Raw genomic sequence first — 23,965 nt, forward strand, 5'->3', positions numbered from 1 at the left:
TCCGGTACAGAAACACCACGGCTGCGATCAACGCCAGCCGGTGCATAGCAACACCATGAAAGGTAGAACCATGAAATTGATGAAACAATTGCTGGCGATGGCGACCATCGCCTTTGCCACCGCCGCCCAGGCTGCCCCCGCGACGGAAGCGCCGGACGTATTGGTCAAACGCATCAGCCAGGACGTGATCGACACGGCCAAGGCCGACAAGGCGATCCAGGCGGGCGATATCAAGCGCGTCACCGAATTGGTGGAAAGCAAGATCTTGCCGTACGTGGATTTCCAGCGCATGACGGCCCTGGCCGCCGGCCGCTTCTGGCGCGATGCCACGCCGGACCAGCAAAAGCAGCTGTCCGCTGAATTTCGCACCTTGCTGATCTACACGTATTCGGGCGCCCTGTCGCAGATCAAGAACGAAACCGTGGAATTCAAGCCGATGCGCGCCGACCCGAGCGACACGGAAGTGGAAGTGCGCTCGCAGGTCAACGTGGCGCGCGGCGAACCCGTGCCCCTGAACTACCGCGTGGCGAAAACCCCGTCCGGCTGGAAGATCTATGACATCAACGTGCTGGGCGCGTGGCTGGTGGAAACGTATAAAAGCAGCTTTGCCAGCGAGATCAGCAAGGGCGGCATCGATGGCCTGATCAAGACCTTGCAGGCAAAAAACAAGGCCCTGGCCAGCCGTCCGACCGTCAAAGCCAAATAATCGGCTATCATATAGCTCCTGAACCAGCTCCAGACCAGCGCAGCCCGACGCCATGCCCGACTCTCTCGACACCTTGCAATCCCTGACTTCCCTGACCGTGCACAATGCCACCTCGGCATTGGAGCAGGGTCTGGACGCCATCCGCTCGGGTCAGACCAAGTTCGACTTGCGCAACGTCAAGGCCGTCGATTCGGCCGCCGTGTCCGTCATGCTGACGTGGCAGCGCGCCGCGCAGGATGCGGGCGCCGTGCTGGAGCTGAAAAACCTGCCGAACAACCTGAAGAACCTCACCAAGCTGTATGGCGTCTGCTCGCTCGTGTCGAGCACGTTGACAGCCGACGACTGCGCCAGCGCCGGCGGCCACGCCGAACGCAGCCCGTCCGACCTGCATCATCATTGATCCTGTCCCACTCCCCGCATCAGCAGTAGCTTTCAAGCCGGCAGGCCAGCAGCGCCGCCGGATTGATCTCCAAGTGTTCCACGAATTTTCCAACTATAATTGACTGTTGCGCCGCCCTCGTCTGAAGGGGGCGCCCTGCACCGGCCAGCCGGCCTGGATGTCTCCGGCAACTGGCGCATCACAACAGACGCATTACACTTGAAACAAGCACATGACCGCAATTCAAATCACGAATGTAGAAAAGAGCTATAAATCGCTCAAGGCGCTGGGTGGCGTGTCGCTGGCCATCGAGGAAGGTGAATTTTTCGGCCTGCTCGGCCCGAATGGCGCCGGCAAGACCACCCTCATATCCATCATCGCCGGCCTGATACGGCCCGACGCGGGCACCGTCAAGATCCATGGCCACGACGTCGTCAAGGACTTCCGCAACGCGCGCCGCAACCTGGGCGTGGTGCCGCAGGAACTGGTGTTCGACCCGTTTTTCACCGTGCGCGAAACCCTGCGCCTGCAATCCGGCTACTTTGGCCTGCCGAACAACGACAAGTGGATCGACGAGGTCATGGAAAACCTCGACCTCACCGGCAAGGCCGACACGAATATGCGCGCGCTGTCCGGCGGCATGAAGCGCCGCGTGCTCGTGGCGCAGGCGCTGGTGCACAAGCCGCCCGTCATCGTGCTCGATGAACCGACTGCCGGCGTCGACGTGGAATTGCGCCAGACCCTGTGGAAGTTCATCTCGCGCCTGAACCGCGAAGGCGGCCACACGGTCGTGCTGACCACCCACTACCTGGAAGAGGCGCAAGCCATGTGCCAGCGCGTGGCCATGCTGAAAACCGGCAAGGTGGTGGCGCTCGATACCATGTCGGCCCTGATCCGCCGCATCGCCGGCTCGCAACTGCAGGTACACCTGAAACACGGCAGCCTGCCGGCCGACCTGCAGCACCTGGTGCTGCACCCGGAAGAACAGCAGGCGCCGAACAAGTTCAGCCTGCGCGTCAACGAATACAGCGAAGTCGAGAAAATCCTCGCCCGCCTGCGTGAAGCGGGCGTCGAGATCGACGAAATGCAATTGCAACAAGCCGACCTGGAAGATATCTTCTTGCAGATCATGGATAAAGGTACCGTATGATTTCGACAGGATTTCGCACCCTCGTCTACAAAGAAACGCTGCGCTTCTGGAAAGTGGCGACGCAAACCGTGGCCGCGCCCGTGCTCACGTCGATGCTGTACCTGCTGGTGTTCGGCCACGTGCTCGACGGCCGCGTGGAGCCGAGCCCCGGCGTCAGCTACACGGCCTTTCTGATTCCCGGCCTGGTGATGATGAGCGTGCTGCAAAACGCGTTTGCCAATTCCTCGTCCTCGCTGATCCAGTCGAAGATCACGGGCAACCTGGTATTCGTGCTGCTCACGCCCCTGTCGCACTGGGAAATCTTCTCGGCGTATGTACTCGCTTCCGTCGCGCGCGGCCTGGCCGTGGGCTTTGGCGTGTTTGCCATCACCTGCTGGTTCGCCGACCTGTCGTTTGTCGCGCCGCTGTGGATCGTCGTCTTCGCCTTCCTGGGTGCCGCCATGCTGGGCACCATGGGCCTGATCGCCGGCATCTGGGCCGAGAAATTCGACCAGCTGGCCGCCTTCCAGAATTTCCTGATCATGCCGGCCACCTTTTTGTCGGGCGTGTTCTATTCGATCCATTCGCTGCCCGCCTTCTGGCAGACGGTATCGCATCTGAACCCCTTCTTTTACATGATCGACGGCTTCCGCTACGGCTTCTTCGGCGTGTCCGACGTCAGCCCGTGGCTCAGTTTGTCCATCGTCGCCGGCTTCCTCGTGATCCTGGCGCTGGCATCGATCCGCCTGCTGAAGAGCGGCTATCGTTTGCGTCATTAATTACCTTATTAATTGCGCCGTTGATTGCGGCACATCACATCACTACATTATTCAATATCAAGGACTTATCGTGACCACCACTCCAGAACTGATCCACGGCTATCTGTCGGCCGGCCTCGAATGCACGCACCTCGAAGTGGAGGGCGATGGCCAGCACTTCCAGGCCGTGATCGTCTCGCCCGCGTTTGCCGGCAAGCGTTTGATCCAGCGTCACCAGATCGTCTACGCGGCGCTGGGCGACCGCATGCGCGAGGAAATCCACGCGCTGTCGATGAAAACCCTGACACCTGAAGAATTCCAAGGATAAGCACATGGACAAGCTCCTCATCAACGGCGGCAACCGCCTGAACGGCGACATCGCCATCTCCGGCGCGAAAAACGCCGCCCTGCCCATCCTGTGCGCCGGCCTGCTGACGGCGGGCGACCTGAACCTGACCAACGTGCCGCACCTGCACGACGTGGCCACCATGTTGAAACTGCTGGGCCAGACGGGCCTGAAAGTGCAGCAGGACGGCGACCGCGTGCTCCTCAACGGCAGCGCCATCGATACCCTGGAAGCGCCGTATGAGCTGGTGAAAACCATGCGTGCCTCGATCCTCGTGCTCGGCCCCCTGCTGGCGCGCTTTGGCGAAGCCAAGGTGTCCTTGCCGGGCGGCTGCGCCATCGGTTCGCGTCCCGTCGACCAGCACATCAAGGGCCTGGAAGCGCTGGGCGCCGAGATCCGCATCGAAGCGGGCTACATCTACGCCAAGTGCGCCAAGCTGAAAGGCGCGCGCATCGTCACCGACATGATCACCGTCACCGGCACCGAGAATCTGCTGATGGCCGCGACCCTGGCCGAAGGCGAGACCATCCTGGAAAACGCCGCCTGCGAACCGGAAGTAACCGACCTGGCGCACCTGCTGGTGGCCATGGGCGCGAAGATCGACGGCATCGGTACCAGCCGCCTGGTGATCCAGGGCGTCGACGCGCTGCACGGCGCTTCGCACGCGGTGATCGCCGACCGTATCGAAACGGGGACCTTCCTGTGCGCCGTGGCGGCCACCGGCGGCGACATCACCCTGCGCAACGTGCGCACCGATATCCTCGACGCGGCGCTCGACAAGCTGCGCGCCATGGGCCTGACGATGACCTTCGGCGCCGACTGGATCCGCGCCGAGATGTCGGCCCGTCCGAACCCCGTCAGCTTCCGTACGACGGAATACCCAGGCTTCCCGACCGACATGCAGGCGCAGTTCATGGCCGTCAACACGATTGCGAATGGCGCCAGCCGCGTCACCGAGACGATTTTCGAGAACCGCTTCATGCACGTGCAGGAAATGAACCGCCTGGGCGCCGACATCACCATCGAGGGCAACACGGCCATCATCGCCGGCGTCAAGCAGCTGCGCGGCGCGCCCGTGATGGCGACCGACCTGCGCGCTTCGGCGTCGCTGGTGATCGCGGCCCTGGCCGCCGATGGCGAAACCCTGATCGACCGCATCTATCACCTCGACCGCGGCTACGACCGCATGGAAGTGAAATTGTCGGCCGTGGGCGCCAACATCGTACGCATCAAATAACAAGGAACGAGCATGAACGGATCGAATAACGGTGAAAGCTCCCAGCTGATTCTGGCGCTGTCGAAAGGCCGCATTTTTGAGGACACCATGCCGCTGCTGGAAGCGGCCGGCATCAAGGTGCTGGAAAACCCGGAGACCTCGCGCAAGCTGATTTTGGCCACCAACGATCCGAACGTGCGCGTCATCATCGTGCGCGCCAGCGACGTGCCGACCTACGTGCAGTACGGCGCGGCCGACTTCGGCGTGGCGGGCAAGGATGTCTTGCTCGAACACGGCGGCGAAGGCCTGTACCAGCCGATCGACCTGAATATCGCTTCCTGCCGCATGTCGGTGGCGGTGCAGGCCGGTTTTGACTACGAAAAGGCCGTGCATCAGGGCGCGCGTCTGCGCGTGGCCACCAAGTTCGTGCACACGGCGCGCGAGCATTTCGCCGCCAAGGGCGTGCACGTCGACCTGATCAAGCTGTATGGCTCGATGGAGCTGGCGCCTTTGGTCGGCTTGTCCGACGCCATCGTCGACCTGGTCAGCACGGGCAGCACCTTGCGTGCGAACAACCTCGTCGAGGTCGAGCACATCATGGAAATTTCGTCGCGCCTGGTGGTCAACCAGGCGGCGTTAAAACTCAAGCGCGAGCGCTTGCAGCCGATCATCGAGGCGTTTGAACGCGCCTCGCAAACCGCCTCGCAAGCCTAGACTTATTCAGTAGCAGAAAGCCGATTATGCCGATACAGATACGCAAGCTCGATTCAAGCCAGGATGGTTTCCAACAATCGCTCGACACCTTGCTGGCGTTCGAGGCGGGCACCGATGCGGCGATTGAAACGTCGGTCGCAAAAATCCTGGCCGATGTGAAAACGCGCGGCGACGCCGCCGTGCTGGAATACACCAACCGTTTCGACCGCATCCCGCATGGCGGCGCGGCGGAAATGGCGGCCTTCGATATTTCGCAAGCCGAATTGCAGGCGGCCCTGAACGGCTTGCCGTCGGCCCAGCGCGAGGCGCTGCAGATCGCCGCGCAGCGCATCCGCGCCTTCCACGAACGCCAGCGCGAGGAATTGCGCGGCTTTAGCTACACCGAGCCCGATGGCACGGTGCTGGGCCAGAAAATCACGCCGCTGGACCGGGTCGGCATCTACGTCCCGGGCGGCAAGGCAGCGTATCCGTCGTCCGTGCTGATGAACGCCATTCCCGCGCACGTGGCGGGCGTGGGCGAAATCATCATGGTGGTGCCGACGCCGGACGGCGTGAAAAACCAGATGGTGCTGGCCGCCGCCGCGATCGCCGGCGTGACGCGCGTGATCACCATCGGCGGCGCGCAAGCCGTCGGCGCGCTGGCCTACGGCACGCAGACGATCGCCGCCGTGGATAAAATCGTCGGTCCCGGCAATGCCTATGTGGCCGCCGCCAAGCGCCGCGTGTTCGGCATCGTCGGCATCGACATGATCGCCGGGCCGTCGGAAATTCTCGTGCTGTGCGACGGCACCACGGACCCTGACTGGGTGGCGATGGACCTGTTTTCGCAGGCCGAGCACGACGAGCTGGCGCAGGCGATTCTGCTGTGCCCTGACGCCGATTACATCGCGCAAGTCGAAGAGAGCATCGCCAAACTGCTGCCGACGATGCCGCGCCAGGCCACCATCAGCACCTCGCTGGCCGACCGCGGCGCCCTGATCAAGGTGCGCAGCATGGCAGAGGCGTGCGAGATCGCCAACAGCATCGCCGCGGAACACCTGGAAATCTCGGCGGAACATCCGCAGCAGTGGGCCGAGCAGATCCGCCACGCGGGCGCCATGTTCCTGGGCCGCTTCTCGTCCGAGTCGCTGGGCGACTATTGCTGCGGTCCCAATCACGTGCTGCCGACCTCGCGCACGGCGCGTTTCTCGTCGCCGCTGGGCGTGTACGATTTCCAGAAGCGCTCGTCCATCATTCACGTCAGTGAAGCGGGCGCGCAAACCCTGGGCCGTGTCGCCGCCACGCTGGCGTATGGCGAAGGCTTGCAGGCGCACGCGCGCAGCGCCGAACTGCGCCTGAAGCCGCAGCCATGACGAAGCTGGCGGAGCAGCCGGACTGGGTCAACCGGGTCTATTGCGAAGATGCGCTGGCGGGGCTGGCGCGCATTCCCGATGGCTCGGTGGACTTGATCCTGACGGATCCGCCGTACAACCTGGGCAAGGATTACGGCAATGCCTCGGACCAGCAGTCCGTGGCCGACTACCTGCGCTGGACGGAAGAGTGGATCGATGCGGCGCTGCCCAAGCTGAAGGCCAACGGCAGCCTGTATATCTTCCTCACCTGGCGCTATTCGCCGGAGATCTTCGTCATGCTGAAGCAGCGCATGGCGATGATGAATGAAATCATCTGGGACCGCCGCGTGCCGTCCATGGGCGGCAGCGTGCGCAGCTTTTCTTCGGTGCACGACACCATCGGCTTCTTCGTCAAGCGCAAGGATTACTACTTCGACCTTGACGCGGTGCGCATCGCCTACGACGCGGCCACCAAGAAAGCCCGTTCGCGCTCGATCTTCATCGGCGCCAAATGGCTGGAAGTGGGCTACAACCCGAAAGACTTGTGGAGCGTGTCGCGCCTGCACAAGGAACACCCGGAACGGGCCGACCACCCGACGCAAAAGCCGCTCGAAATCATCGAGCGCATGGTCAAGGCTTCGTGCCCGCCCGGCGGCGTGGTGCTCGACCTGTTCATGGGCAGCGGCACCACGGCGCTGGCGGCCAAGCGCTGCGGGCGCGATTTCGTCGGCTTTGAACTGAATCCCGACTACTGCGCCATCATCGAGCAGCGCCTGGCGGCATTGACGCAGGAGCTGGCCGAACCGGCCACATTGGCCGCGCCCAAGCCCGCCAGGGCGGCGGCGAAAAAACCGGCGGCTGCCAAAAAGCCGGCCGCCGTGAAAAAGCCGCCCGCCGTGAAAAAAACGCCGGCCCGCAAGGCGCGCAGCGCTAGCGTGCCGGAAGACGTCGTCATTTAATTTCATCAGGAGTGTTTGCAGCATGTCTTTCCTCGATCAGTTAATCAGCAACACCGTGCGCGCCGATGTGCGGGCCGTCAAAAGCTACCAGGTCGCCGATGCCAGCGGTTACATCAAACTCGATGCGATGGAAAACCCGTATCCGCTGCCGCAGCATCTGCGCGAGGAGCTGGGCGCGCGCCTGGCCGGCGTGGCGCTGAACCGCTATCCGCCGTCGTACGCCAGCCTGCAGGCAGCCATCTGCGCCAAGTTGGGCGTGCCCGCCGGCTTTGACGTAATGCTGGGCAACGGCTCCGATGAACTCATTTCCATCCTGGCCATGGCGTGCGCCCACCAGGAGCCGGGCAAGCGCGCCGTGCTGCTGGCGCCCGTGCCTGCCTTCGTCATGTATGCGCGCTCGGCGCAGTTTGCCGGCATGGATTTCGTCGGCGTGCCTTTGCAGGCCGACTTCAGCCTGGACATGCCGGCCATGCTGGCGGCGATTGAACAGCATCGCCCGGCGCTGGTGTTCCTCGCGTATCCAAACAACCCGACGGGCAACCTGTTTGCCACTGCCGACATCGAGCGCATCCTCGCCGCGCTTGGCGACACGGGCATCGCCGTCGTCGACGAAGCGTACGAGCCGTTCGCGCAGCACAGTTTCATGGGCCGCTTGCCTGAATTTGAAAACTTGGTGGTGATGCGCACCGTGTCGAAACTGGGCCTGGCCGGCATCCGCCTCGGCTACATGTCGGCCGCGCCGGCCCTGCTGGCGCAATTCGAGAAAGTGCGTCCGCCGTACAATGTCAACGTGCTGACGCAGGCGGCGGCCGAATTCGCGCTCGATCACATCGACGTGTTGAATGCCCAGGCGGACCTGCTCAACAGCGCGCGCGACGATCTGGCGCTGCGCCTGGCGGAACTGCCCGGTGTGACGGTATTCCCCTCGAAGGCAAATTTTCTTCTGATTCGTGTGGCGGATTCCGACGATGTTTGCGCAAAACTGCTTGCCCGCAGGGTTTTAATTAAAAATATGAGTAAAATGCATGCTGCGTTGGCCAATTGCCTGCGCATCAGCGTCAGCACCCCGGAAGAAAATTCCCTTTTTTACGATGCCTTCAAGGCATCCCTCGTTTAGCCTACCGCCAGAGCCTCCCATGAACCGCACCGCAGAAATCACGCGCAACACCAATGAGACGCAAGTTCGCGTCGCCCTCAACCTGGACGGCACGGGCCAGCAAAAGCTCAATACCGGCGTGCCCTTCCTGGACCATATGCTGGACCAGATCGCCCGCCACGGCTTGATCGACCTCGATATCGAAGCGACGGGCGACGTGCATATCGACAACCACCATACGGTGGAAGACGTGGGCATCACCTTGGGCATGGCCGTGGCCAAGGCCATCGGCGACAAGAAGGGCATCCGCCGCTACGGCCACGCGTATGTGCCGCTGGACGAGGCGCTGTCGCGCGTGGTGCTCGATTTCTCGGGTCGCCCGGGCATCGAATACCACATCCCGTTTACGCGCGCCATGATCGCCGGCTTCGACGTCGACCTGACCCTGGAATTTTTCCGCGGCTTCGTCAACCATGCGGGCGTGACCTTGCATATCGACAACCTGCGCGGCACGAATGCCCACCATCAATGCGAAACCGTGTTCAAGGCCTTTGGCCGCGCGCTGCGCATGGCTGCCGAGCTCGACGAGCGCGCGGCCGGCATCATTCCATCGACCAAGGGCAGCCTGTAAGCGCCGCTCTCGCTATATTGTAGATTCCGGGATCAAACATGAATAAAATTGTGGTGGTGGATTACGGCATGGGCAATTTGCGCTCGGTGGCGCAGGCCTTGCGCGCCGTGGCGCCGGAAGCCGACGTGCGCATTTCCGGCACTGTGGAAGACATCGACAGCGCCGACCGCATCGTCTTGCCGGGCCAGGGCGCCATGCCCGACTGCATGCGCAGCCTGCGCGAATCGGGCGTGCTTGAAGCGCTGCTGCGCGCCGCCGACAGCAAGCCCGTGCTGGGCGTGTGCATCGGCGAGCAAATGCTGTTCGACGGCAGCGAAGAAGGCAATGCGGCCGGTCTGGGCTTGCTGCCAGGCAAAGTCGTGCGTTTCCAGCTCGACGGCCAGGTGCAGGAAGACGGCTCGCGCTTCAAGGTGCCGCAAATGGGCTGGAACCAAGTGCGGCAAACGGCGTCCCATGTCATGTGGGATGGCATCGCCGACAACGCGTATTTTTACTTTGTGCACAGTTATTTTGCTCAACCTCAAGAGGCGGCGCACACGGTGGGCGAGACTGTCTATGGCGCGCCGTTCGCCTGCGCCGTCGCCCGTGATAATATTTTCGCGACACAGTTTCACCCTGAAAAAAGCGCTGCCGCTGGCTTGCAGCTGTACAAGAACTTCGTTCACTGGCAACCTTAACGTTAGCTCTCCGGCTTTTTGTCCGCCTTTCACTCACTTTTAAATCACACTGACCATGCTGCTCATTCCCGCCATCGACCTCAAAGACGGTCACTGCGTACGCCTGAAACAAGGCGATATGGAACTTGCCACCGTATTTTCCGAAGACCCGGCCGACATGGCCCGCCATTGGCTGATGCAAGGCGCGCGCCGGCTGCACCTGGTCGACCTGAACGGCGCCTTTGCCGGCAAGCCGAAGAATGAAGGCGCCGTCAAGGCCATCCTGAAAGCCGTGCAGGATTTCGCCGTGGAAAACGACATCGAGGAAATCCCCGTGCAGCTGGGCGGCGGCATCCGCGACCTCGACACCATCGAGCGCTACCTCGACGCCGGCATTACCTACATCATCATCGGCACGGCGGCCGTGAAAAGCCCCGGCTTCCTGCACGATGCCTGCAGCGCCTTCCCCGGCCACATCATCGTCGGCCTCGATGCCAAGGATGGTAAAGTGGCAACGGATGGCTGGAGCAAGATGTCGGGCCACGAAGTGATCGACCTGGCGAAAAAATTCGAAGCCTACGGCGTCGAATCGATCATTTACACGGACATCGGCCGCGACGGCATGATGGGCGGCATCAATATCGACGCCACCGTCAAGCTGGCGCAAGCCGTCAAGATCCCCGTCATCGCCTCGGGCGGCCTGCACAATATCGGCGACGTGGAAGCGCTGTGCGCGGTCCAGGCCGAAGGCATCGAAGGCGTGATCTGCGGCCGTTCCATCTATGAAGGCACGATCGACCTGGCGCAGGCGCAAGAACGCGCCGACGCACTGACCGACGCCGCCGTTTAAGCCAGCCCGGCCGGGAGCGTGCCTGCGCACGCCCGGCCTGGCGACAATCTGGATACCATCATGCTTGCAAAACGTATCATCCCCTGCCTCGACGTGACCAATGGCCGCGTCGTCAAAGGCGTCAATTTCACGGAATTGCGCGATGCCGGCGACCCGGTGGAAATCGCCCGCCGCTATGACGAGCAGGGCGCCGACGAAATCACTTTCCTCGACATTACCGCGTCCAGCGACAACCGCGGCCTGATCTTCGACATCATCGAAGCCGTGGCGTCGCAAGTGTTCATTCCGCTGACCGTGGGTGGCGGCGTGCGCGTGGTGGAAGACGTGCGCCGGCTGCTCAACGCGGGCGCCGACAAGGTCAGCATCAACACCTCGGCCGTGACGAATCCCCAACTGGTGTTTGAGGCGTCGCAAAAGCACGGCTCGCAATGCATCGTCGTCGCCATCGACGCCAAACAAGTGTCGCCCGGCAAGTGGGAAGTGTTTACCCATGGCGGACGCACGGCCACGGGCCTGGACGCGTTCGCATGGGCGCGTAAAATGGAAAGCCTGGGCGCCGGCGAGATCTTGCTCACCAGCATGGACCGCGACGGCACCAAGGTCGGCTTCGACCTGGGCCTGACGCGCGGCGTGTCCGACGCCGTCAGCATTCCCGTGATCGCCTCGGGCGGCGTGGGCGGCTTGCAAGACCTGGTCGACGGCATCAAGGTGGGCCGCGCGGACGCCGTGCTGGCCGCCAGCATCTTCCACTATGGCCAGCACACGGTGCAGGAAGCCAAGCGGTTCATGGCGCAGCAGGGCATTCCCATGCGCCTGGCGTAAATAGCAGCAGTCAATATCAGCAGGATAGAAGAACATGCAAAACGGAACCATCGTAGCAAGCAATGCCAAGTGGCTGAAAAAGGTCAAATGGGACGAGCACGGCCTCGTGCCCGTGATCGCGCAGGAAGCGGGCAGCAATGACGTGCTGATGTTTGCCTGGATGAACCGCGACGCGCTGGCGCGCACGGTGGAGCTGGGCGAAGCCGTGTACTGGAGCCGTTCGCGCAAGAAACTGTGGCACAAGGGCGAAGAATCGGGCCACACGCAAAAGGTGCTGGAAATCCGCCTCGATTGCGACGAAGACGTGGTCTTGCTGAAAATCGAGCAGGCGGGCGGCATCGCCTGCCATACGGGCCGCCACTCGTGCTTCTTCCAGAAATTTGAAGGCGATGAAAAAACGGGCGAATGGCAAGTCACCGACCCCGTCCTGAAAGATCCTGAGACGATTTACGCGGAAAGCAAGAGCAAATGAGTGAAACCCTGAAGCGCCTGGCCGCCGTGATCGAATCGCGCAAGCTGGCCAACGGTGGCGACCCCGCCACCTCGTATGTCGCGCGCCTGTTTGCCAAGGGCGACGATGCGATTTTGAAAAAAATCGGCGAAGAGGCGACGGAAACCGTGATGGCCGCCAAGGATGCGCGCCGCGACAACGACCCGTCGAAGGTCCTGTACGAATGCGCCGACCTGTGGTTTCACAGCTTGGTGATGCTGGCGCAGTTCGACCTGACGCCGCAGCAGGTGCTCGACGAGCTGGCGCGCCGCGAAGGCTTGTCCGGCCTGGAAGAAAAGGCGGCACGCAAGGATGAATTGCGCGACGCCGGCGAAACAGACAAACACTGACCTACTGGAGCGTGCGTGGATAACTGTATTTTCTGCAAGATTGCTGCAAAACAAATTCCTGCGTCCATCGTGTATGAGGACGAGGACTTGCTGGCCTTCAAGGATATCAACCCGGCCGCCCCCGTGCACCTGCTGCTGATCCCGAAACGCCACGTGGCCAGCCTGTCCGACTGCGACGACAGCCATACGGACATGCTGGGCAAGCTGCTGCGCCTGGCGCCGAAACTCGCTGCCGAGTTTGGCTGCGCCGTCACGTATGACGCCGATGGCACGCCTGCCGGCGGCTTCAAGACCATGCTCAACAGCGGCCCGAACGGCGGGCAAGAGGTGTATCACTTGCACATGCATGTGTACGGCGGTCCCCGTCCCTGGCGCGGTCAACACTGATTTCGCTGCGCGCCGGGTTCACGTGTATACTACCGGCATTGGTTGACGCTATTCGGGCACCGTCCCGCAAGGAGAATGTGATGGGTTCATTGAGTATTTGGCACTGGGTAATCGTTCTGGTCATCGTCATGCTGGTCTTCGGCACCAAGAAACTGGGCAATATCGGCGGTGATATCGGCAAGGCCGTCAAAGGCTTCAAGGATGGCGTCAAGGGCGAAGATGACGCCCCGGCAGCTAATCCCCCTCCTGCTGCGCCATCGCAAGTGGCCGACAAAAGCACCATCGACGTCGAGACGAAAGAGAAAAGCAAGTTCTGATAGCGTGGCGGGGCGCTTGCCTCGTCCGGTAACAGCCCTTGTCCGCTTATGATCGATCTCGGTCTCTCTAAAATCGCCATCATCGGCGTGGTTGCGTTGATAGTCATCGGCCCTGAAAAGTTGCCGAAAGTGGCGCGCATGGCCGGTACTCTGTATGGCCGCGCGCAACGCTACCTGAACCAGGTGAAATCCGAAGTCTCGCGCGAAATTGAAATGGAAGAGCTGAAAAACCTGCAGAAGGAAGTGCAGGATGCGGCCCATTCCGTCAAGCAAAGCGTGGAGAAATCCATGCATGGCGTGGAAAACTCGATCTCCGGCAACCTGGCCGAGGTGGAAAACGCCTGGCGCGGCGATTCGAGCTCGTATGATGTGCATCACGATGCCCATGAAGCCATGCTGCGCGCCACCAATGAAGACCTGGCCCGCAAGGCGCGCGAATTCCGCCGCAAGAAGCTGGTGCGCAATTCCGCCATCCCTGGCTGGTACAAGCAGCGCCACGGCGGCAAGCTGCACGTGCAGTCGGCGGCCGCCCGCGTGGCGCGCTTCCGTCCGCGCGCCAGTTCCTCCTCCTTTTACTCATGAGTAGCAAATCCCCGGTGGAAGAAACTTTTATCTCGCATCTGGTCGAGCTGCGCAACCGCCTGGTCAAGGCCTCGATCGGTATCGCCGTCGTCTGCGCCGTGCTGTTTTACTGGCCCGGCCCTTCGCATATCTATGATTTTATTGCCGCGCCGATGATCGCCTCGCTGCCGGCCGGCTCGAAAATGATCGCCACCGGCGTTATCTCGCCCTTCCTGGTGCCGATGAAAGTGACCCTGGTGATCGCCTTCATCGTCGCCTTGCCCTGGGTGCTGTACCAGATGTGGGCGTTTATCGCCCCCGGCCTGTACACGCATGAAAAACGCCTGATCGCGCCGCTGGTCATCTCGTCTTCCCTGTTGTTCATGGCCGGCGTGGCCTTCTGCTATTTCTTTGTGTTTGGCCGCGTCTTCCACTTCATCAGCGACTTTTCGCCCTCGTCGATCGCGGTAACGCCCGATATTGAAAACTACCTCGATTTCGTCATGTCGATGTGCCTGGCCTTTGGCGCCACCTTCGAAGTGCCCGTGGTGGTGGTGATCCTCGTGCGCATGGGACTGGTTTCCATCGCGAAACTCAAGGAAGTGCGTCCCTACATCATCGTGGGCGCCTTCGTGATTGCCGCCATCGTCACGCCGCCGGACGTGGTCAGCCAGTTCTCGCTGGCCATCCCGATGTGCCTGCTGTTCGAGCTGGGCTTGCTGGTGGCGCCCATCTTCGTCAAGGCAACCCAGGCACCGGAAGAAGCGTCCTAGACGATTTGCAATACGCGCAAGCAAAAGCCGCTGGCCTCTTTCGTGAGCAGCGGCTTTTTCTTTGGGCAGTCACTTGGTGAGTGCTTACTGCAGCATCAGTTTGCTGAGGATGCCCAGGTTCAGCAGGATCAGGGTGCTCATCATCCAATAGACGTGCTTCATGTCCGCGCCATGGCGCAAGTCCAGACGTTCCAGGCGGGCGTCGAATTTTTGCTCCAGTGCATCTATTCTGGTATCGAATTTCAGTTCCAGTGCATCCACTCTGGTATCGACCTTTTGCGCCACCAGCTTGATTTCCCCCAGCAGATTGCGCTCCAGGGCCGCCAGTTCGCCATGCACGACCACGGCCGAACCCAGTACTTCGCCCAAGGCCGTGGCATGGGCTTCCGCCTGCTGCGTGGGTACGCCGGCCGAGGCGAGGCGTTTGGCGTAATCGAGGGTGTCGAACTGGATGGGCATATGCATGGACGCTCCTGATATCCAGCCTAGCAGGAAAATCGGCAATTGCCAGTGAGGAGTACGGTGGCGCTTGCCTTCCCGTCAGCTTAATGGAGCGGCATGCCGGTGGTTTGCGGCAGCGCAAACGCATGCAAAAAGGGCGCCGCGGCGCCCTTTGCAAGGTATGAAGGCGTACCGCTTAATTCATCAGTTCCTTGATGACTTTCACGGGCGCGCTGCCGTAGCTGAGGAATTGCTCGTGGAAATCCTTCAGCACGAACTTGTTGCCCAGCGCCTGCTTGCGCTGTTCGCGCAAGTCCATGATTTCGCTGTAGCCGCTGAAATAGCTGGTCAGTTGCACCGAGCTCAGCTGCACACGGCGCCATTTTTCCTTGGCTTCACGCTGGGTCTGGAAGGCCTGGCGCGTCAGCAGGTCGAGCGCTTGCGCTTCCGTCATGCCCAGCACGTGCACGCTGTAGTCGAGGATGGTGTTGGTGACGCTGCGCAAGTTCCACTTCGAGTACATCAGCCACATTTCCGGCGCGTTGTTGCCATAGCCCGATTCGAGCATCATGCGCTCGCCATACACGGCCCAGCCTTCGATCATGGCGCCATTGCCGAAGATGGACTTGACCAAGGACGGCGACTTGTTGGCGTACACGAGCTGCGTGTAGTGGCCGGGAATGGCTTCGTGAATGTTCAGGATCTGCAAGATCCAGTGGTTGTATTCGCGCAAGCTGCTTTCCGCCTGTTCCGGCGTTTCGCCATCGAGCGGCGTCACGTTGTAATAAGTGCGGTCCTGCGGGCGATACGGGCCGGGCGCCTCGATGCTGGCGCCGGCCACGCCGCGCTGGTAGGCCGGAGTTTCACGCACGACCAGGGGCTTTTTCGGGTCCATCGTCAGCAGGTTGTGGCTGGTGACCCATGCCTGCAGTTCGGGAATCTGGCGGCGGATTTCCGGCACGAAATCGGCGGCCGCCACGTGGTTGCTGGACAGCTTGTCGATCACCATGCCGATCTTCGCCGTGCGGTCCGCTGGCTTGGCCGTGGCGCCCATGGTTTTCACCCACAGCTCGTCGGACAGGCTATCCATGTGCTCGAGCAGCTTTTCGCGCGCGGCCAGGGCTTTCTGGTACATCTGCTCGGCGCTCACGCTGGCCTGGATATCGTAGGTAAATTTCTGTTCGTACAGCTCTTTGCCGATGCGGAAGGAGCGCGCGTTGCCGTTCTGCGCCAGTGCCGCATCTTGTTCCGTCAGCCAGGCCGCGTAGCCTTGCACGGCCGTGCGGGCCGCGGCGATGCGCGCGTTGTACAGCTGTTTTTCCGTTGGCGTCAGGATGGAGCCCTGCGCCGTCTTGTTCAGGTCGTCAAGCACGCTGAGCACGCCGGCGCTTTGGGCGATGGCCAGCTGTGTGTGTTCGCGCGTGGGGTTGACGATGCTGGCGCGCGCGGCCGCATAGTATTGCGGCACGGTGGCGATGCGCTTGAGCAAGGTGCGCAGGCGCTGCGGCTGGGCCGCGTATTCCGTGTTCAGGATGAAGTCGATGGAACCGGCCACGTTGTACTGGGCGGGATTCCATTCGAATTCGCGGAAGGTGGTCAGGTACCAGCGGTCCGATTGCAGTTTATTCGTCAGCAAGGCCAGGTCGGTACGTTGCTTGTCCGACATTTTGCCGGCATTCAGCTTGCCGAACTTGCCCAGCCATTCTTCGATGAAGGCCAGTTGCTTCTGGCGGCTGGCCGCGTCGGGAATGCTCAGGTTGGCGGCGCCATCGTACTTGCCGACGGAAATCGCGCTTTCCGGATCCAGGCGCCACAGGGCCGTGAGGAACTGGCCGCTCAGGTTATTCATGGAACGGTCGCTGCTGTTCTCGCTGGCGACGGCCGCGACCGTGGCTGCCGTGGCCGCCGTGACGACGGCCGCTTTCTTGCCGACGGTTTTCTTCTTGCTGCTGCTGGTGCTGGCCTTGCCGTTTTTCTGCGGCTTCTTGGCGGCGCTGGCCGGTGTCAGGGTAAACGCCATCATCAATGCGGCGAGCGCAACTTTATTTTTTATCAGCATAGTTTATCTCTTGAATATTTTGTCGTTTGTCCTCATCAGAAAATAATAAACTGATAATATAAGTAACAAACAACTATTGAAAGGTTGGCCTTGCTTGCCTGGGGCGGCCCAAAGATTAGCATTAATTTCCGCCGCTGCGCAGTTTTTTGCGCCGGGAGCGCGCGGCGCTAGACGACGATGGCGCTGCCGTGCAGCAGTTCCTGGTGGCGCGCATTGATGGCCGCCACGGCATCCTTGCCGCGCGCCATGCCGGTGGCGTGGATTTCCGTTTCCTGCGTGTAGCTCTGGCTGACGCGCACCGTGTAGGACTGGAACAGCCAGCTCCAGAAGTTCGTTTCATAGACGGCTTCATCCATGTCGCGCCATTTCACGCCCGTGAGTTTCTTTTTCCACGGCAAGATACCGGAGGCCAGCCACACGCCCGCCTCATCGAGGTACAGCTGGTAGCTGCGTATCGTCAGCAGGCGGTAGCCGACGATCAGGGCCGAGCCGATCAGCACGACGAAGGCGGCGCGCGCGTTGTACTTGAAGGCCAGCGGCAGGGCGGCAAAAAACAGCAGCACGGCGATCAGGAAGGTGCTGACGTAGGCGGTCCAGGATTTGCCGCACAAAAAAGTGGCGCGCTGGCCGGCGCTGGTGGCGATATAGTCGGTCATGGGGCAGGAAAGAAAAACGGAAAAACGATCATCGCATGGAACGCGGCGGCGCCGTTCATTTTTTCAAGCCCTCTTGCAGCATGCCCAGCATGTCATGGGCCGACATGCGCGCGGCCGCGTCGCTGCCTTCCAATAAGCTGTCGGCCAGGTCGCGCTTGTGCTGATGCAATTCGACGATGCCTTCCTCGATCGTGTGTTTCGCCACCAGCCGGTAAATGGTGACGGGGCGCAATTGCCCCATGCGGTGGGCGCGGTCCGAGGCCTGGTCTTCCACGGCCGGGTTCCACCACGGGTCCATGTGGATCACGTAATCGGCCGCCGTCAGATTGATGCCCATGCCGCCCGCCTTCAGGCTGATGAGGAAGACATCGCCCTCTCCCGCCTGGAAAGCATCGACGCGGCGCTTGCGCTCCTGCATGGGCGTACTGCCGTCGAGATACTGGTAACTGACGCCATGCTGCTCCAGGTGCTGGCGGATGAGGGTCAAGTGGTCGACGAACTGGCTGAAGACAAGCACCTTGTGGCGGTTTTCCAGCAAACCTGACAGCAGTTGCGCGAACGCGGCCAGCTTGCTGCTGGCCAGGCCCAGCTCGGGCGCCACGAGCTGCGGATTGCAGCAGGCGCGGCGCAGCTTCATGATCTCGGCCAGGATCTGGATGGCTTTCTTGGAGGCCGGCCCTTCCACCATGGCCAGCTTTTCCAGCGCTTCGCGGCGCAAGGATTCGTACAGCGCCGTTTCCTGCGGCGACAATTCCACTTCCAGCACGATTTCCGTGCGCGACGGCAGCTCCGACAGCACTTGCGTCTTGGTCCGGCGCAGGATGAAGGGCGCGATCAGGCGGCGCAAGCGCAAGCGCGCGCCGGCCGCCGCCCGCTTGTCCTGATCTTTCTCAATCGGTCCGGCAAAGCGCAAATTAAACTGGTCGAGGGTGCCCAGCAAGCCCGGGTTAATAAAACGGAACAGATTCCACAATTCGCCCAGGTGGTTTTCCAGCGGCGTGCCACTGGCCACCATGCGGAAATCGCCTTGCAAGGCCATCACGGCTTGCGAGCGCTTGGTGGCGCCATTCTTGATGGCTTGCGCTTCGTCAAGCACGATCGTATGCCAGCGCACGCCGGCAAACAGGGTGGCTTCCTGCTGTAGCAAGCCGTAGCTGGCCACCACCACGTCGAACGGTTGCAAGGTATCGAGCATGTCGGCGCGGTCGCCGCTGCCGAACAGCTTGATGTTCAAGGTGGGCGCAAAACGCTGCGCTTCGCTGATCCAGTTCATGCAGACGGACGTGGGGGCGACCACCAGGGTCGGGCCGTTCGGCGCGCGCGCCAGGATCAGCGCCAGCGCCTGCAAAGTCTTGCCGAGACCCATGTCGTCGGCCAGGCAGGCGCCCACGCCCCAGTGCGCCAGGCGCGCCAGCCATTCGTAGCCGGCCAGTTGGTAGTCGCGCAAGTCCGCCTGCAAGGTGCTAGGCAGTTGCGGTTGATAGTCGTCGAGGGCGCGCAGGCGCAGCAAGTGTTCGCGCCACAATTTGTCGGCCTTCACGCCGCCCGCATCGTTGGCCAGCTCTTCCAGCGCGAAGGCGGCCAGCGGGTGGATGTGCACGCCATCGGCATGTGTCTCGCCATACGCGGCCAGCTCGGACAGGCGGCGGTGCAATTCGTCGCTGAGCGCGAGGAACTGGTTGTCGCCCAGCGCCACGAAGCGGCTTTTATTGTTCTGCATCAAGTCGAGCAGGGCGCGCAAATCCATCACCTTGTCTTCGTCGATCTGCACTTCGCCGCTGGCGGCAAACCAGTCTTTTTCGCTCTTGATGTTCAAGCGCATCTGGCCGCTGTCGATGCGTTTCGACACGCGCATGGTTTCGCCTTCGGGCCACGCCAATACCATGCCGGCGGGATCGAGCGCCTGCAGCTCGACCAGCAGTTGCAGGCCCAGCGCAGGCTGGCCCAGCAGCCATTCGCCATGCTCTTCTTGCGCCTCTTCCAGCACCAGGCAGCGCCCGATGAGCTGGCGCTGCGCCTCGCGTTCCGCGTTCAGGTCGCGCCGCGCCTGCACGGCCCGGCCCGCCACATCGGCAAACACGCTTTCGGCGCCGCTGCCCGGCGCGTAATAGGCGCCGTTGTCGAGCAGCGGGCGTACTAAAATCTGCATTTTCAGGCCTTGCTGGTAGGGCAGCAAATGCACGTGCAGGCGGTGGTCGGCCGTGATTGCTTCCGCGGCGCCGGCGCCGCCGCCGATATCGGATTGCACCGTGACCATGGACGAGATGGCGCCGATCGCCTGCATCACCTGTTTTTCCGCATGCAGGGGCACGGACAGGCCCAGGCCCACGATGGCGCCGATGCGCCGGTGCTCGTCGAGGATGTGCACCACGCGCAAGCGCGTCGGCGTCTCGCGCTGCACCACGACATTGCTGCCGTTGTCGGGCAATGGCGGCTGCATGCCCAGCCACAGCTGTCCCTCGTGCGACTTGATCAGGAGCTCGGGCGCGCCGGCGATCAGTTCCACTCTCGTGTCGGGGTGATCGAGCCAGAAGACGAGCGGGTGGCCCACCAGCAAGATGGCGGCCTTGTCCAGCTCGATTTCATAGCGCGGTGCTGACGAATAGTATTGTTTGAAAGGCGCGATGCTGCCCGCCGCGCGCGCGTCTTGCGGCGTGAGGAAATCGATGTCGCCCGCTTCTTCGGCCAGGCGTTTGAGGCCCATGGCGCGGCCCTTGCTCCAGCCGCCCCGTGCATCGCGTTTCTGCTCGCGCACTTCCACGGCCGTGAGGCCAAAGCGCGGGTCGAACGCCACCAGCCACACGAGGCGCGAGACGCCGCCCAGCGCTTCGGCGGGCGCGTTCTGCTGCAGGTTGATCAGCGCGCTCAGCTGGCGCTGCCACGCTTCCTGGCGCTCGAACCACGGCGCCATGTCCGTCAAGCCATGTTGCGCCCGCTTGGCTGTGGCATAGCGCTCTTGCTGCGGCTCGCCCATCAAGCCCAGCAAGCCGGCCGCCTGCGCCGCGATCAGGTCGTAGCCGGCCGCGTCCGCCTGCTGTACCAGCGCTCGCAGCTGATCCTTGCGTTCGCTCAATTGGGGCAGAGCCAGCCAGTAGTACAGCAAGCCCTGGAACAGCTGCGCCTGCAGCCCGGTTTCCCAGCTGCGCGTGGGAATGCTTTCCGCCAGCTGCACGCCGGCGCGCACCAGGCGCAAGGTATTGAGTTGCTGGTAGACGATGCTGTCGTGGTTCGGCTGCGCGTGCAGGGCGATATCGAGATAGGTTTCCGCGGTTTTCAGCAGTTTGGCGTCGTTGCCGCGCAGCAGGGCCAGCACGTACAAATGGCCGCCGATGCCCGTAAAGCACAGCTTGCGCTTGCCTGCTTCCTTGCGCAGCCCTTTCAGGGCCGTCTCGAAGCCTGCCACGGCCTGCGCATGTTCGCCGCGCAACAGGGCAATGCTGCTGTCGACAAACAGCGCTTGCGGCCCCTGCTGGCCCGCCAGGTAACGGGCGGCCGCGTCGAGTTCGCCGCATAGCAGGGCGTCTTCGGCCAGGGCCAGCGGCAGGGCGGCGCCGATATGGTCGCCTGCGGCCGCCTGGCGCGCATGGTGGGCGCGCGCGTACGTGCGGATGGCGTGCGCCGTGCCTGGTTCACGCGGGGCGTTGCCCAGCAGCACGGCGAGGATGTCATCCTGCAGTTGCGGCATGACGAAAGACAACATTTCCGGCTCGAATGGCCGGCCGAAAATCTCGATCAGCGGATGCAGCTGCTGCGCTTCATAGCACGCCATGCAGGCGGCGAGAATGGCGGCCACGTGGCGCACCTCGTCATTGCGCAACAGGGCGATGCGCAGGCGCGCCACGCCTTGCCGGTAGCTGCGCAATTCCACATAGCCATCCCAGTTGCGGCGCACGGGGTTGATCAGTTCGATAGCCTGGCACAGGTCGCGAAACACCAGATGCTCGATGGCGGCGCGCATGGCGGGCCAGCGCAGCCTCGCTTCGCAGGCAAAACCGCGTCCCACCACCTCGCTGGCCAGCGCCAGGCGCGCCAGTCGCTGCAGCATGCCCGTGACGACAGCCAGGGTAAATGGCGTGCCGTCCGGTTCGACGACATTGGCGCGCTGCAAGTGTTCATACACGGCATGCTTGCCCACCGGTTCGCCCGTGATGGCCAGCAGGGCCAGGATCATCTGCTCATGCTGTTCCAGGGCGGCGAATTCGTCCAGCAGATGTTGTTCTACATGTTGCTCGTTCATGCGGGCAAATTGGCGATATGCACGGGCGGCTCGCCGGCCGCCACGGGCAGGCCGAACACGCGCTGGTAAAAATACAGTTCCGCGTCCAGCGTGCGCACGATGTTTTCCGCCTTGCGGAAGCCGTGGCCCTCGCCTTCGAGCGGGACATACGCGACGGGCACGCCGCGCACCTGCAGGGCGTCGACCATCAGCTGCGATTGCTGCGGCGGCACGACCTTGTCATCGAGGCCCTGGAAGAAGATCATCGGGCGCGACAGTTTATCCGTGTGGTGGATGGGCGAGCGCTCAAGGTACAGGGCCTCGGCTTGCGGCTGCGAAGCGATCAGGTAATCGGTGTAGCGTGATTCGAACTTGTGCGAATCGTTGTCCAGGCCCTTCAGGTCGGAGACGCCATAGTAACTGGCGCCCGCTTTGAAGACGTCGTGGAACGTCAATGCGCACAGGGTCGTCAGGCCGCCCGCGCTGCCGCCGCGGATGATCAGGCGTTCCGGGTCGGCCAGGCCGTTGGCGGCCAGGTAGCGCGCGCCGGCGATGCAGTCTTCCACGTCGACGATGCCCCATTGCCCGCGCAGCGCGTCGCGGTATTCGCGGCCGAAGCCGCTGCTGCCGCCATAGTTGACGTCAAGCACGCCGATGCCGCGGCTGGTCCAGTACTGCGTCGCCAGTTTCAAGGTATTGCTGGCCATGCTGGTGGGTCCGCCGTGGCTGATGACGATGACGGGCGGCAAGGTGCCTGCCGGCGCCTGCACGTCGGTGTTGTGCGGCGCATAGAAGAAGGCGTGCGCCGTGCGGCCATTGCTGCTGGCAAAACTCAGGCTGCGCGGTACGGACAGATAAGCGAGCGCAGGCAGCGCCGTGATCGACTGGGCCAGCACTTCCAGCTCATGGTTAGACAAATCGATGCGCGCCAGTTCCAGCGCGATGGTCGGGCTGCCGCCCAAGAGCACGACGAAGCCGGGGCCCACGCGCAATTCGCGGATTTCCTGGTAGGGATGCGGAATCGGTTCGAGCTTGGCCGCCGCCACGTTCAATTGCGCCAGGTAGCTGACGCCGGCCTGGATATACGTGCAGACGATCTCGTCGTCGGAAAGGAAGCCGTACATGCTGCCGCCAAAGGTCCAGTGCGGCGTGGCAAATTCCGCTTCCATCGGGCACAGGGCTTCGATGTCGGCGCCATGCAGGCGGTACAGATTCCACCAGCCGCTGCTGTCGGAGACGAAATGCAGCAAGCCGTTCGGCGACCATTCCGGCTGGCAAATCGACTCGCGCGCGCCGCCGGCGATCAGGCGTGGCGAACCGAGGCTGCCGTCCGCGTGCACGTCGGCCAGCCACAGTTCCGTGCCTTGCCACGGCAGGCGCGGGTGATCCCAGCTGATCCAGGCCAGCTGGCTGCCGTCCGGCGACAGGCGCGGCGCCGCATAGAAATCGTGGCCGCGCGCCAGCACCGTTTCGCGCCCGTCGAAGCCGACGGCGGCCAGGCAGTTTTCCGGCTGCGCATGGCCTGCTTCCGGATGCTGCTCGCGCACGGCGATCAGGCGGGAACGGGCCGCGTCAACAACGAAATCCGCATGGCGCGTGTTGCCGCCCGTGGTGAACGCTTCGGGCATGGCGTCGCCGGCCACGCGGTACAGGCAGTTGTCGGCGAAATGCGAGAAATACACGCTATCGCCGGCCACGGCATATGCGCCGCCGCCGTATTCATGCACGCGGGTGCGCACATTGAAGGGCGCCGGCGTCAGTTCATCGACACGCGCGCCGCGCTGGCGCAGCAAGGTGTTGCGGCCCGCTTCGCTGGCGCGTCCGGCCAGCCAGAACACATCGGCGCCATCCGCACCGCCCAGGGCCAGCTGCGTCAGCGGCGAGGCGCCGGCGGCGACGATGGCCGCGCTGATCGGCGATGGCCAGATGCCATAAGGGGTGCTGGATGCGGTCGAGGTCATGCGGGCTCCGTGTAGTGAGGGGATCAAGGGCCGCCAGGCAGGGTCAGGGCGCGCGGCGGCGTGCATCATCATAATGGAAGGGCTGGCACAACGAAAGTCATCGGTGTGCGTGGCAAATGCTGCAAAGCGGCACCGGAATCAATGATTTGGCGGCGATTGGA

General features: G+C 62.6%; 25 protein-coding genes. 20 read left to right on the forward strand and 5 right to left on the reverse strand.

Annotation, left to right across the window (positions count from 1 at the left end; translation table 11 throughout):
• Positions 1-70: 70 nt before the first annotated feature.
• The 20 genes from ACPJXG_RS00250 to tatC all read left to right on the forward strand — a co-directional run bounded on the left by ACPJXG_RS00250 (position 71) and on the right by tatC (position 14,471).
• The gene (locus ACPJXG_RS00250) at positions 71-706 is read left to right on the forward strand and encodes an MlaC/ttg2D family ABC transporter substrate-binding protein (protein WP_100874913.1); all 636 of its coding nucleotides are present in this window, start codon (positions 71-73) and stop codon (positions 704-706) included.
• Between the two features lie 52 nt (positions 707-758).
• Positions 759-1,106 carry an STAS domain-containing protein gene (locus tag ACPJXG_RS00255; RefSeq protein ID WP_034753819.1) on the forward strand — a complete coding sequence of 116 codons (348 nt, stop codon included), beginning with the start codon at positions 759-761 and terminating at the stop codon, positions 1,104-1,106.
• A 211-nt stretch (positions 1,107-1,317) separates the two neighbouring features.
• Positions 1,318-2,235, forward strand: coding sequence for an ABC transporter ATP-binding protein (locus ACPJXG_RS00260; protein WP_071074992.1), 918 nt, complete (start codon positions 1,318-1,320; stop codon positions 2,233-2,235).
• Positions 2,232-2,993: an ABC transporter permease gene (locus ACPJXG_RS00265; RefSeq protein ID WP_034753822.1), complete on the forward strand. Its 762-nt coding sequence runs from the start codon at positions 2,232-2,234 to the stop codon at positions 2,991-2,993. The genes ACPJXG_RS00260 and ACPJXG_RS00265 overlap by 4 nt, the downstream gene beginning before the upstream one ends.
• Before the next feature lie 70 nt (positions 2,994-3,063).
• Complete coding sequence (locus tag ACPJXG_RS00270) at positions 3,064-3,300, forward strand: BolA family protein (RefSeq protein ID WP_034753824.1); 237 nt, start codon at positions 3,064-3,066, stop codon at positions 3,298-3,300.
• A gap of 4 nt (positions 3,301-3,304) precedes the next feature.
• A complete protein-coding gene (gene murA, locus ACPJXG_RS00275) occupies positions 3,305-4,555 on the forward strand; it encodes a UDP-N-acetylglucosamine 1-carboxyvinyltransferase (RefSeq protein ID WP_425253059.1) in 1,251 nt (416 codons plus the stop codon).
• 12 nt (positions 4,556-4,567) lie between these two features.
• Entirely contained in the window at positions 4,568-5,248 is a 681-nt protein-coding gene (gene hisG, locus ACPJXG_RS00280; protein WP_425253060.1) for an ATP phosphoribosyltransferase, read from the forward strand.
• A 26-nt stretch (positions 5,249-5,274) separates the two neighbouring features.
• On the forward strand, positions 5,275-6,600 hold the full coding sequence (hisD, locus tag ACPJXG_RS00285) for a histidinol dehydrogenase (RefSeq protein WP_425253061.1): 1,326 nt from the start codon (positions 5,275-5,277) through the stop codon (positions 6,598-6,600).
• Positions 6,597-7,538, forward strand: coding sequence for a DNA-methyltransferase (locus ACPJXG_RS00290; RefSeq protein ID WP_035823102.1), 942 nt, complete (start codon positions 6,597-6,599; stop codon positions 7,536-7,538). Before hisD ends, ACPJXG_RS00290 begins: the two co-directional genes overlap by 4 nt.
• Before the next feature lie 22 nt (positions 7,539-7,560).
• Positions 7,561-8,655, forward strand: coding sequence for a histidinol-phosphate transaminase (gene hisC / locus ACPJXG_RS00295; RefSeq protein ID WP_425253062.1), 1,095 nt, complete (start codon positions 7,561-7,563; stop codon positions 8,653-8,655).
• 19 nt (positions 8,656-8,674) lie between these two features.
• Positions 8,675-9,265: an imidazoleglycerol-phosphate dehydratase HisB gene (gene hisB, locus ACPJXG_RS00300; protein WP_010402123.1), complete on the forward strand. Its 591-nt coding sequence runs from the start codon at positions 8,675-8,677 to the stop codon at positions 9,263-9,265.
• Between the two features lie 38 nt (positions 9,266-9,303).
• A complete protein-coding gene (gene hisH / locus ACPJXG_RS00305; protein ID WP_080753288.1) occupies positions 9,304-9,942 on the forward strand; it encodes an imidazole glycerol phosphate synthase subunit HisH in 639 nt (212 codons plus the stop codon).
• A gap of 55 nt (positions 9,943-9,997) precedes the next feature.
• Positions 9,998-10,771, forward strand: a complete 774-nt coding sequence (gene hisA / locus ACPJXG_RS00310) for a 1-(5-phosphoribosyl)-5-[(5-phosphoribosylamino)methylideneamino]imidazole-4-carboxamide isomerase (protein WP_035823099.1) — start codon at positions 9,998-10,000, stop codon at positions 10,769-10,771.
• A gap of 60 nt (positions 10,772-10,831) precedes the next feature.
• The gene (hisF, locus tag ACPJXG_RS00315) at positions 10,832-11,593 is read left to right on the forward strand and encodes an imidazole glycerol phosphate synthase subunit HisF (RefSeq protein ID WP_099403735.1); all 762 of its coding nucleotides are present in this window, start codon (positions 10,832-10,834) and stop codon (positions 11,591-11,593) included.
• Positions 11,594-11,627: 34 nt separating this feature from the next.
• Positions 11,628-12,065, forward strand: a complete 438-nt coding sequence (gene hisI / locus ACPJXG_RS00320; protein ID WP_034753847.1) for a phosphoribosyl-AMP cyclohydrolase — start codon at positions 11,628-11,630, stop codon at positions 12,063-12,065.
• The gene (locus ACPJXG_RS00325; protein WP_034753849.1) at positions 12,062-12,433 is read left to right on the forward strand and encodes a phosphoribosyl-ATP diphosphatase; all 372 of its coding nucleotides are present in this window, start codon (positions 12,062-12,064) and stop codon (positions 12,431-12,433) included. Before hisI ends, ACPJXG_RS00325 begins: the two co-directional genes overlap by 4 nt.
• A 15-nt stretch (positions 12,434-12,448) precedes the next feature.
• Positions 12,449-12,820 (forward strand): histidine triad nucleotide-binding protein, encoded by a 372-nt coding sequence (locus ACPJXG_RS00330; RefSeq protein WP_035823096.1) that lies wholly within the window; start codon positions 12,449-12,451, stop codon positions 12,818-12,820.
• 80 nt (positions 12,821-12,900) lie between these two features.
• Positions 12,901-13,137: a Sec-independent protein translocase subunit TatA gene (gene tatA / locus ACPJXG_RS00335; RefSeq protein ID WP_099403736.1), complete on the forward strand. Its 237-nt coding sequence runs from the start codon at positions 12,901-12,903 to the stop codon at positions 13,135-13,137.
• A gap of 48 nt (positions 13,138-13,185) precedes the next feature.
• Positions 13,186-13,719, forward strand: coding sequence for a Sec-independent protein translocase protein TatB (tatB, locus tag ACPJXG_RS00340; protein WP_099403737.1), 534 nt, complete (start codon positions 13,186-13,188; stop codon positions 13,717-13,719).
• A complete protein-coding gene (gene tatC / locus ACPJXG_RS00345) occupies positions 13,716-14,471 on the forward strand; it encodes a twin-arginine translocase subunit TatC (RefSeq protein WP_035823092.1) in 756 nt (251 codons plus the stop codon). The genes tatB and tatC overlap by 4 nt, the downstream gene beginning before the upstream one ends.
• Before the next feature lie 84 nt (positions 14,472-14,555).
• On the opposite strand, the gene ACPJXG_RS00350 is transcribed toward tatC, so the two are convergent.
• The 5 genes from ACPJXG_RS00350 to ACPJXG_RS00370 form a co-directional block, all read right to left on the reverse strand.
• Entirely contained in the window at positions 14,556-14,936 is a 381-nt protein-coding gene (locus ACPJXG_RS00350; protein WP_070257795.1) for a hypothetical protein, read from the reverse strand.
• 172 nt (positions 14,937-15,108) lie between these two features.
• Positions 15,109-16,968 carry a DUF885 domain-containing protein gene (locus ACPJXG_RS00355; RefSeq protein WP_035828437.1) on the reverse strand — a complete coding sequence of 620 codons (1,860 nt, stop codon included), beginning with the start codon at positions 16,966-16,968 and terminating at the stop codon, positions 15,109-15,111.
• A 170-nt stretch (positions 16,969-17,138) separates the two neighbouring features.
• The gene (locus tag ACPJXG_RS00360; RefSeq protein ID WP_425253063.1) at positions 17,139-17,627 is read right to left on the reverse strand and encodes a hypothetical protein; all 489 of its coding nucleotides are present in this window, start codon (positions 17,625-17,627) and stop codon (positions 17,139-17,141) included.
• A 55-nt stretch (positions 17,628-17,682) separates the two neighbouring features.
• Positions 17,683-21,864 (reverse strand): SNF2-related protein, encoded by a 4,182-nt coding sequence (locus tag ACPJXG_RS00365; RefSeq protein ID WP_425253064.1) that lies wholly within the window; start codon positions 21,862-21,864, stop codon positions 17,683-17,685.
• Entirely contained in the window at positions 21,861-23,804 is a 1,944-nt protein-coding gene (locus ACPJXG_RS00370) for a prolyl oligopeptidase family serine peptidase (protein WP_425253065.1), read from the reverse strand. Before ACPJXG_RS00370 ends, ACPJXG_RS00365 begins: the two co-directional genes overlap by 4 nt.
• Positions 23,805-23,965 lie beyond the last annotated feature (161 nt).

Source organism: Janthinobacterium sp. NFX145 (genome assembly GCF_049810325.1).
In the GTDB taxonomy this organism is placed as follows: Bacteria; Pseudomonadota; Gammaproteobacteria; order Burkholderiales; family Burkholderiaceae_D; genus Janthinobacterium; species Janthinobacterium rivuli.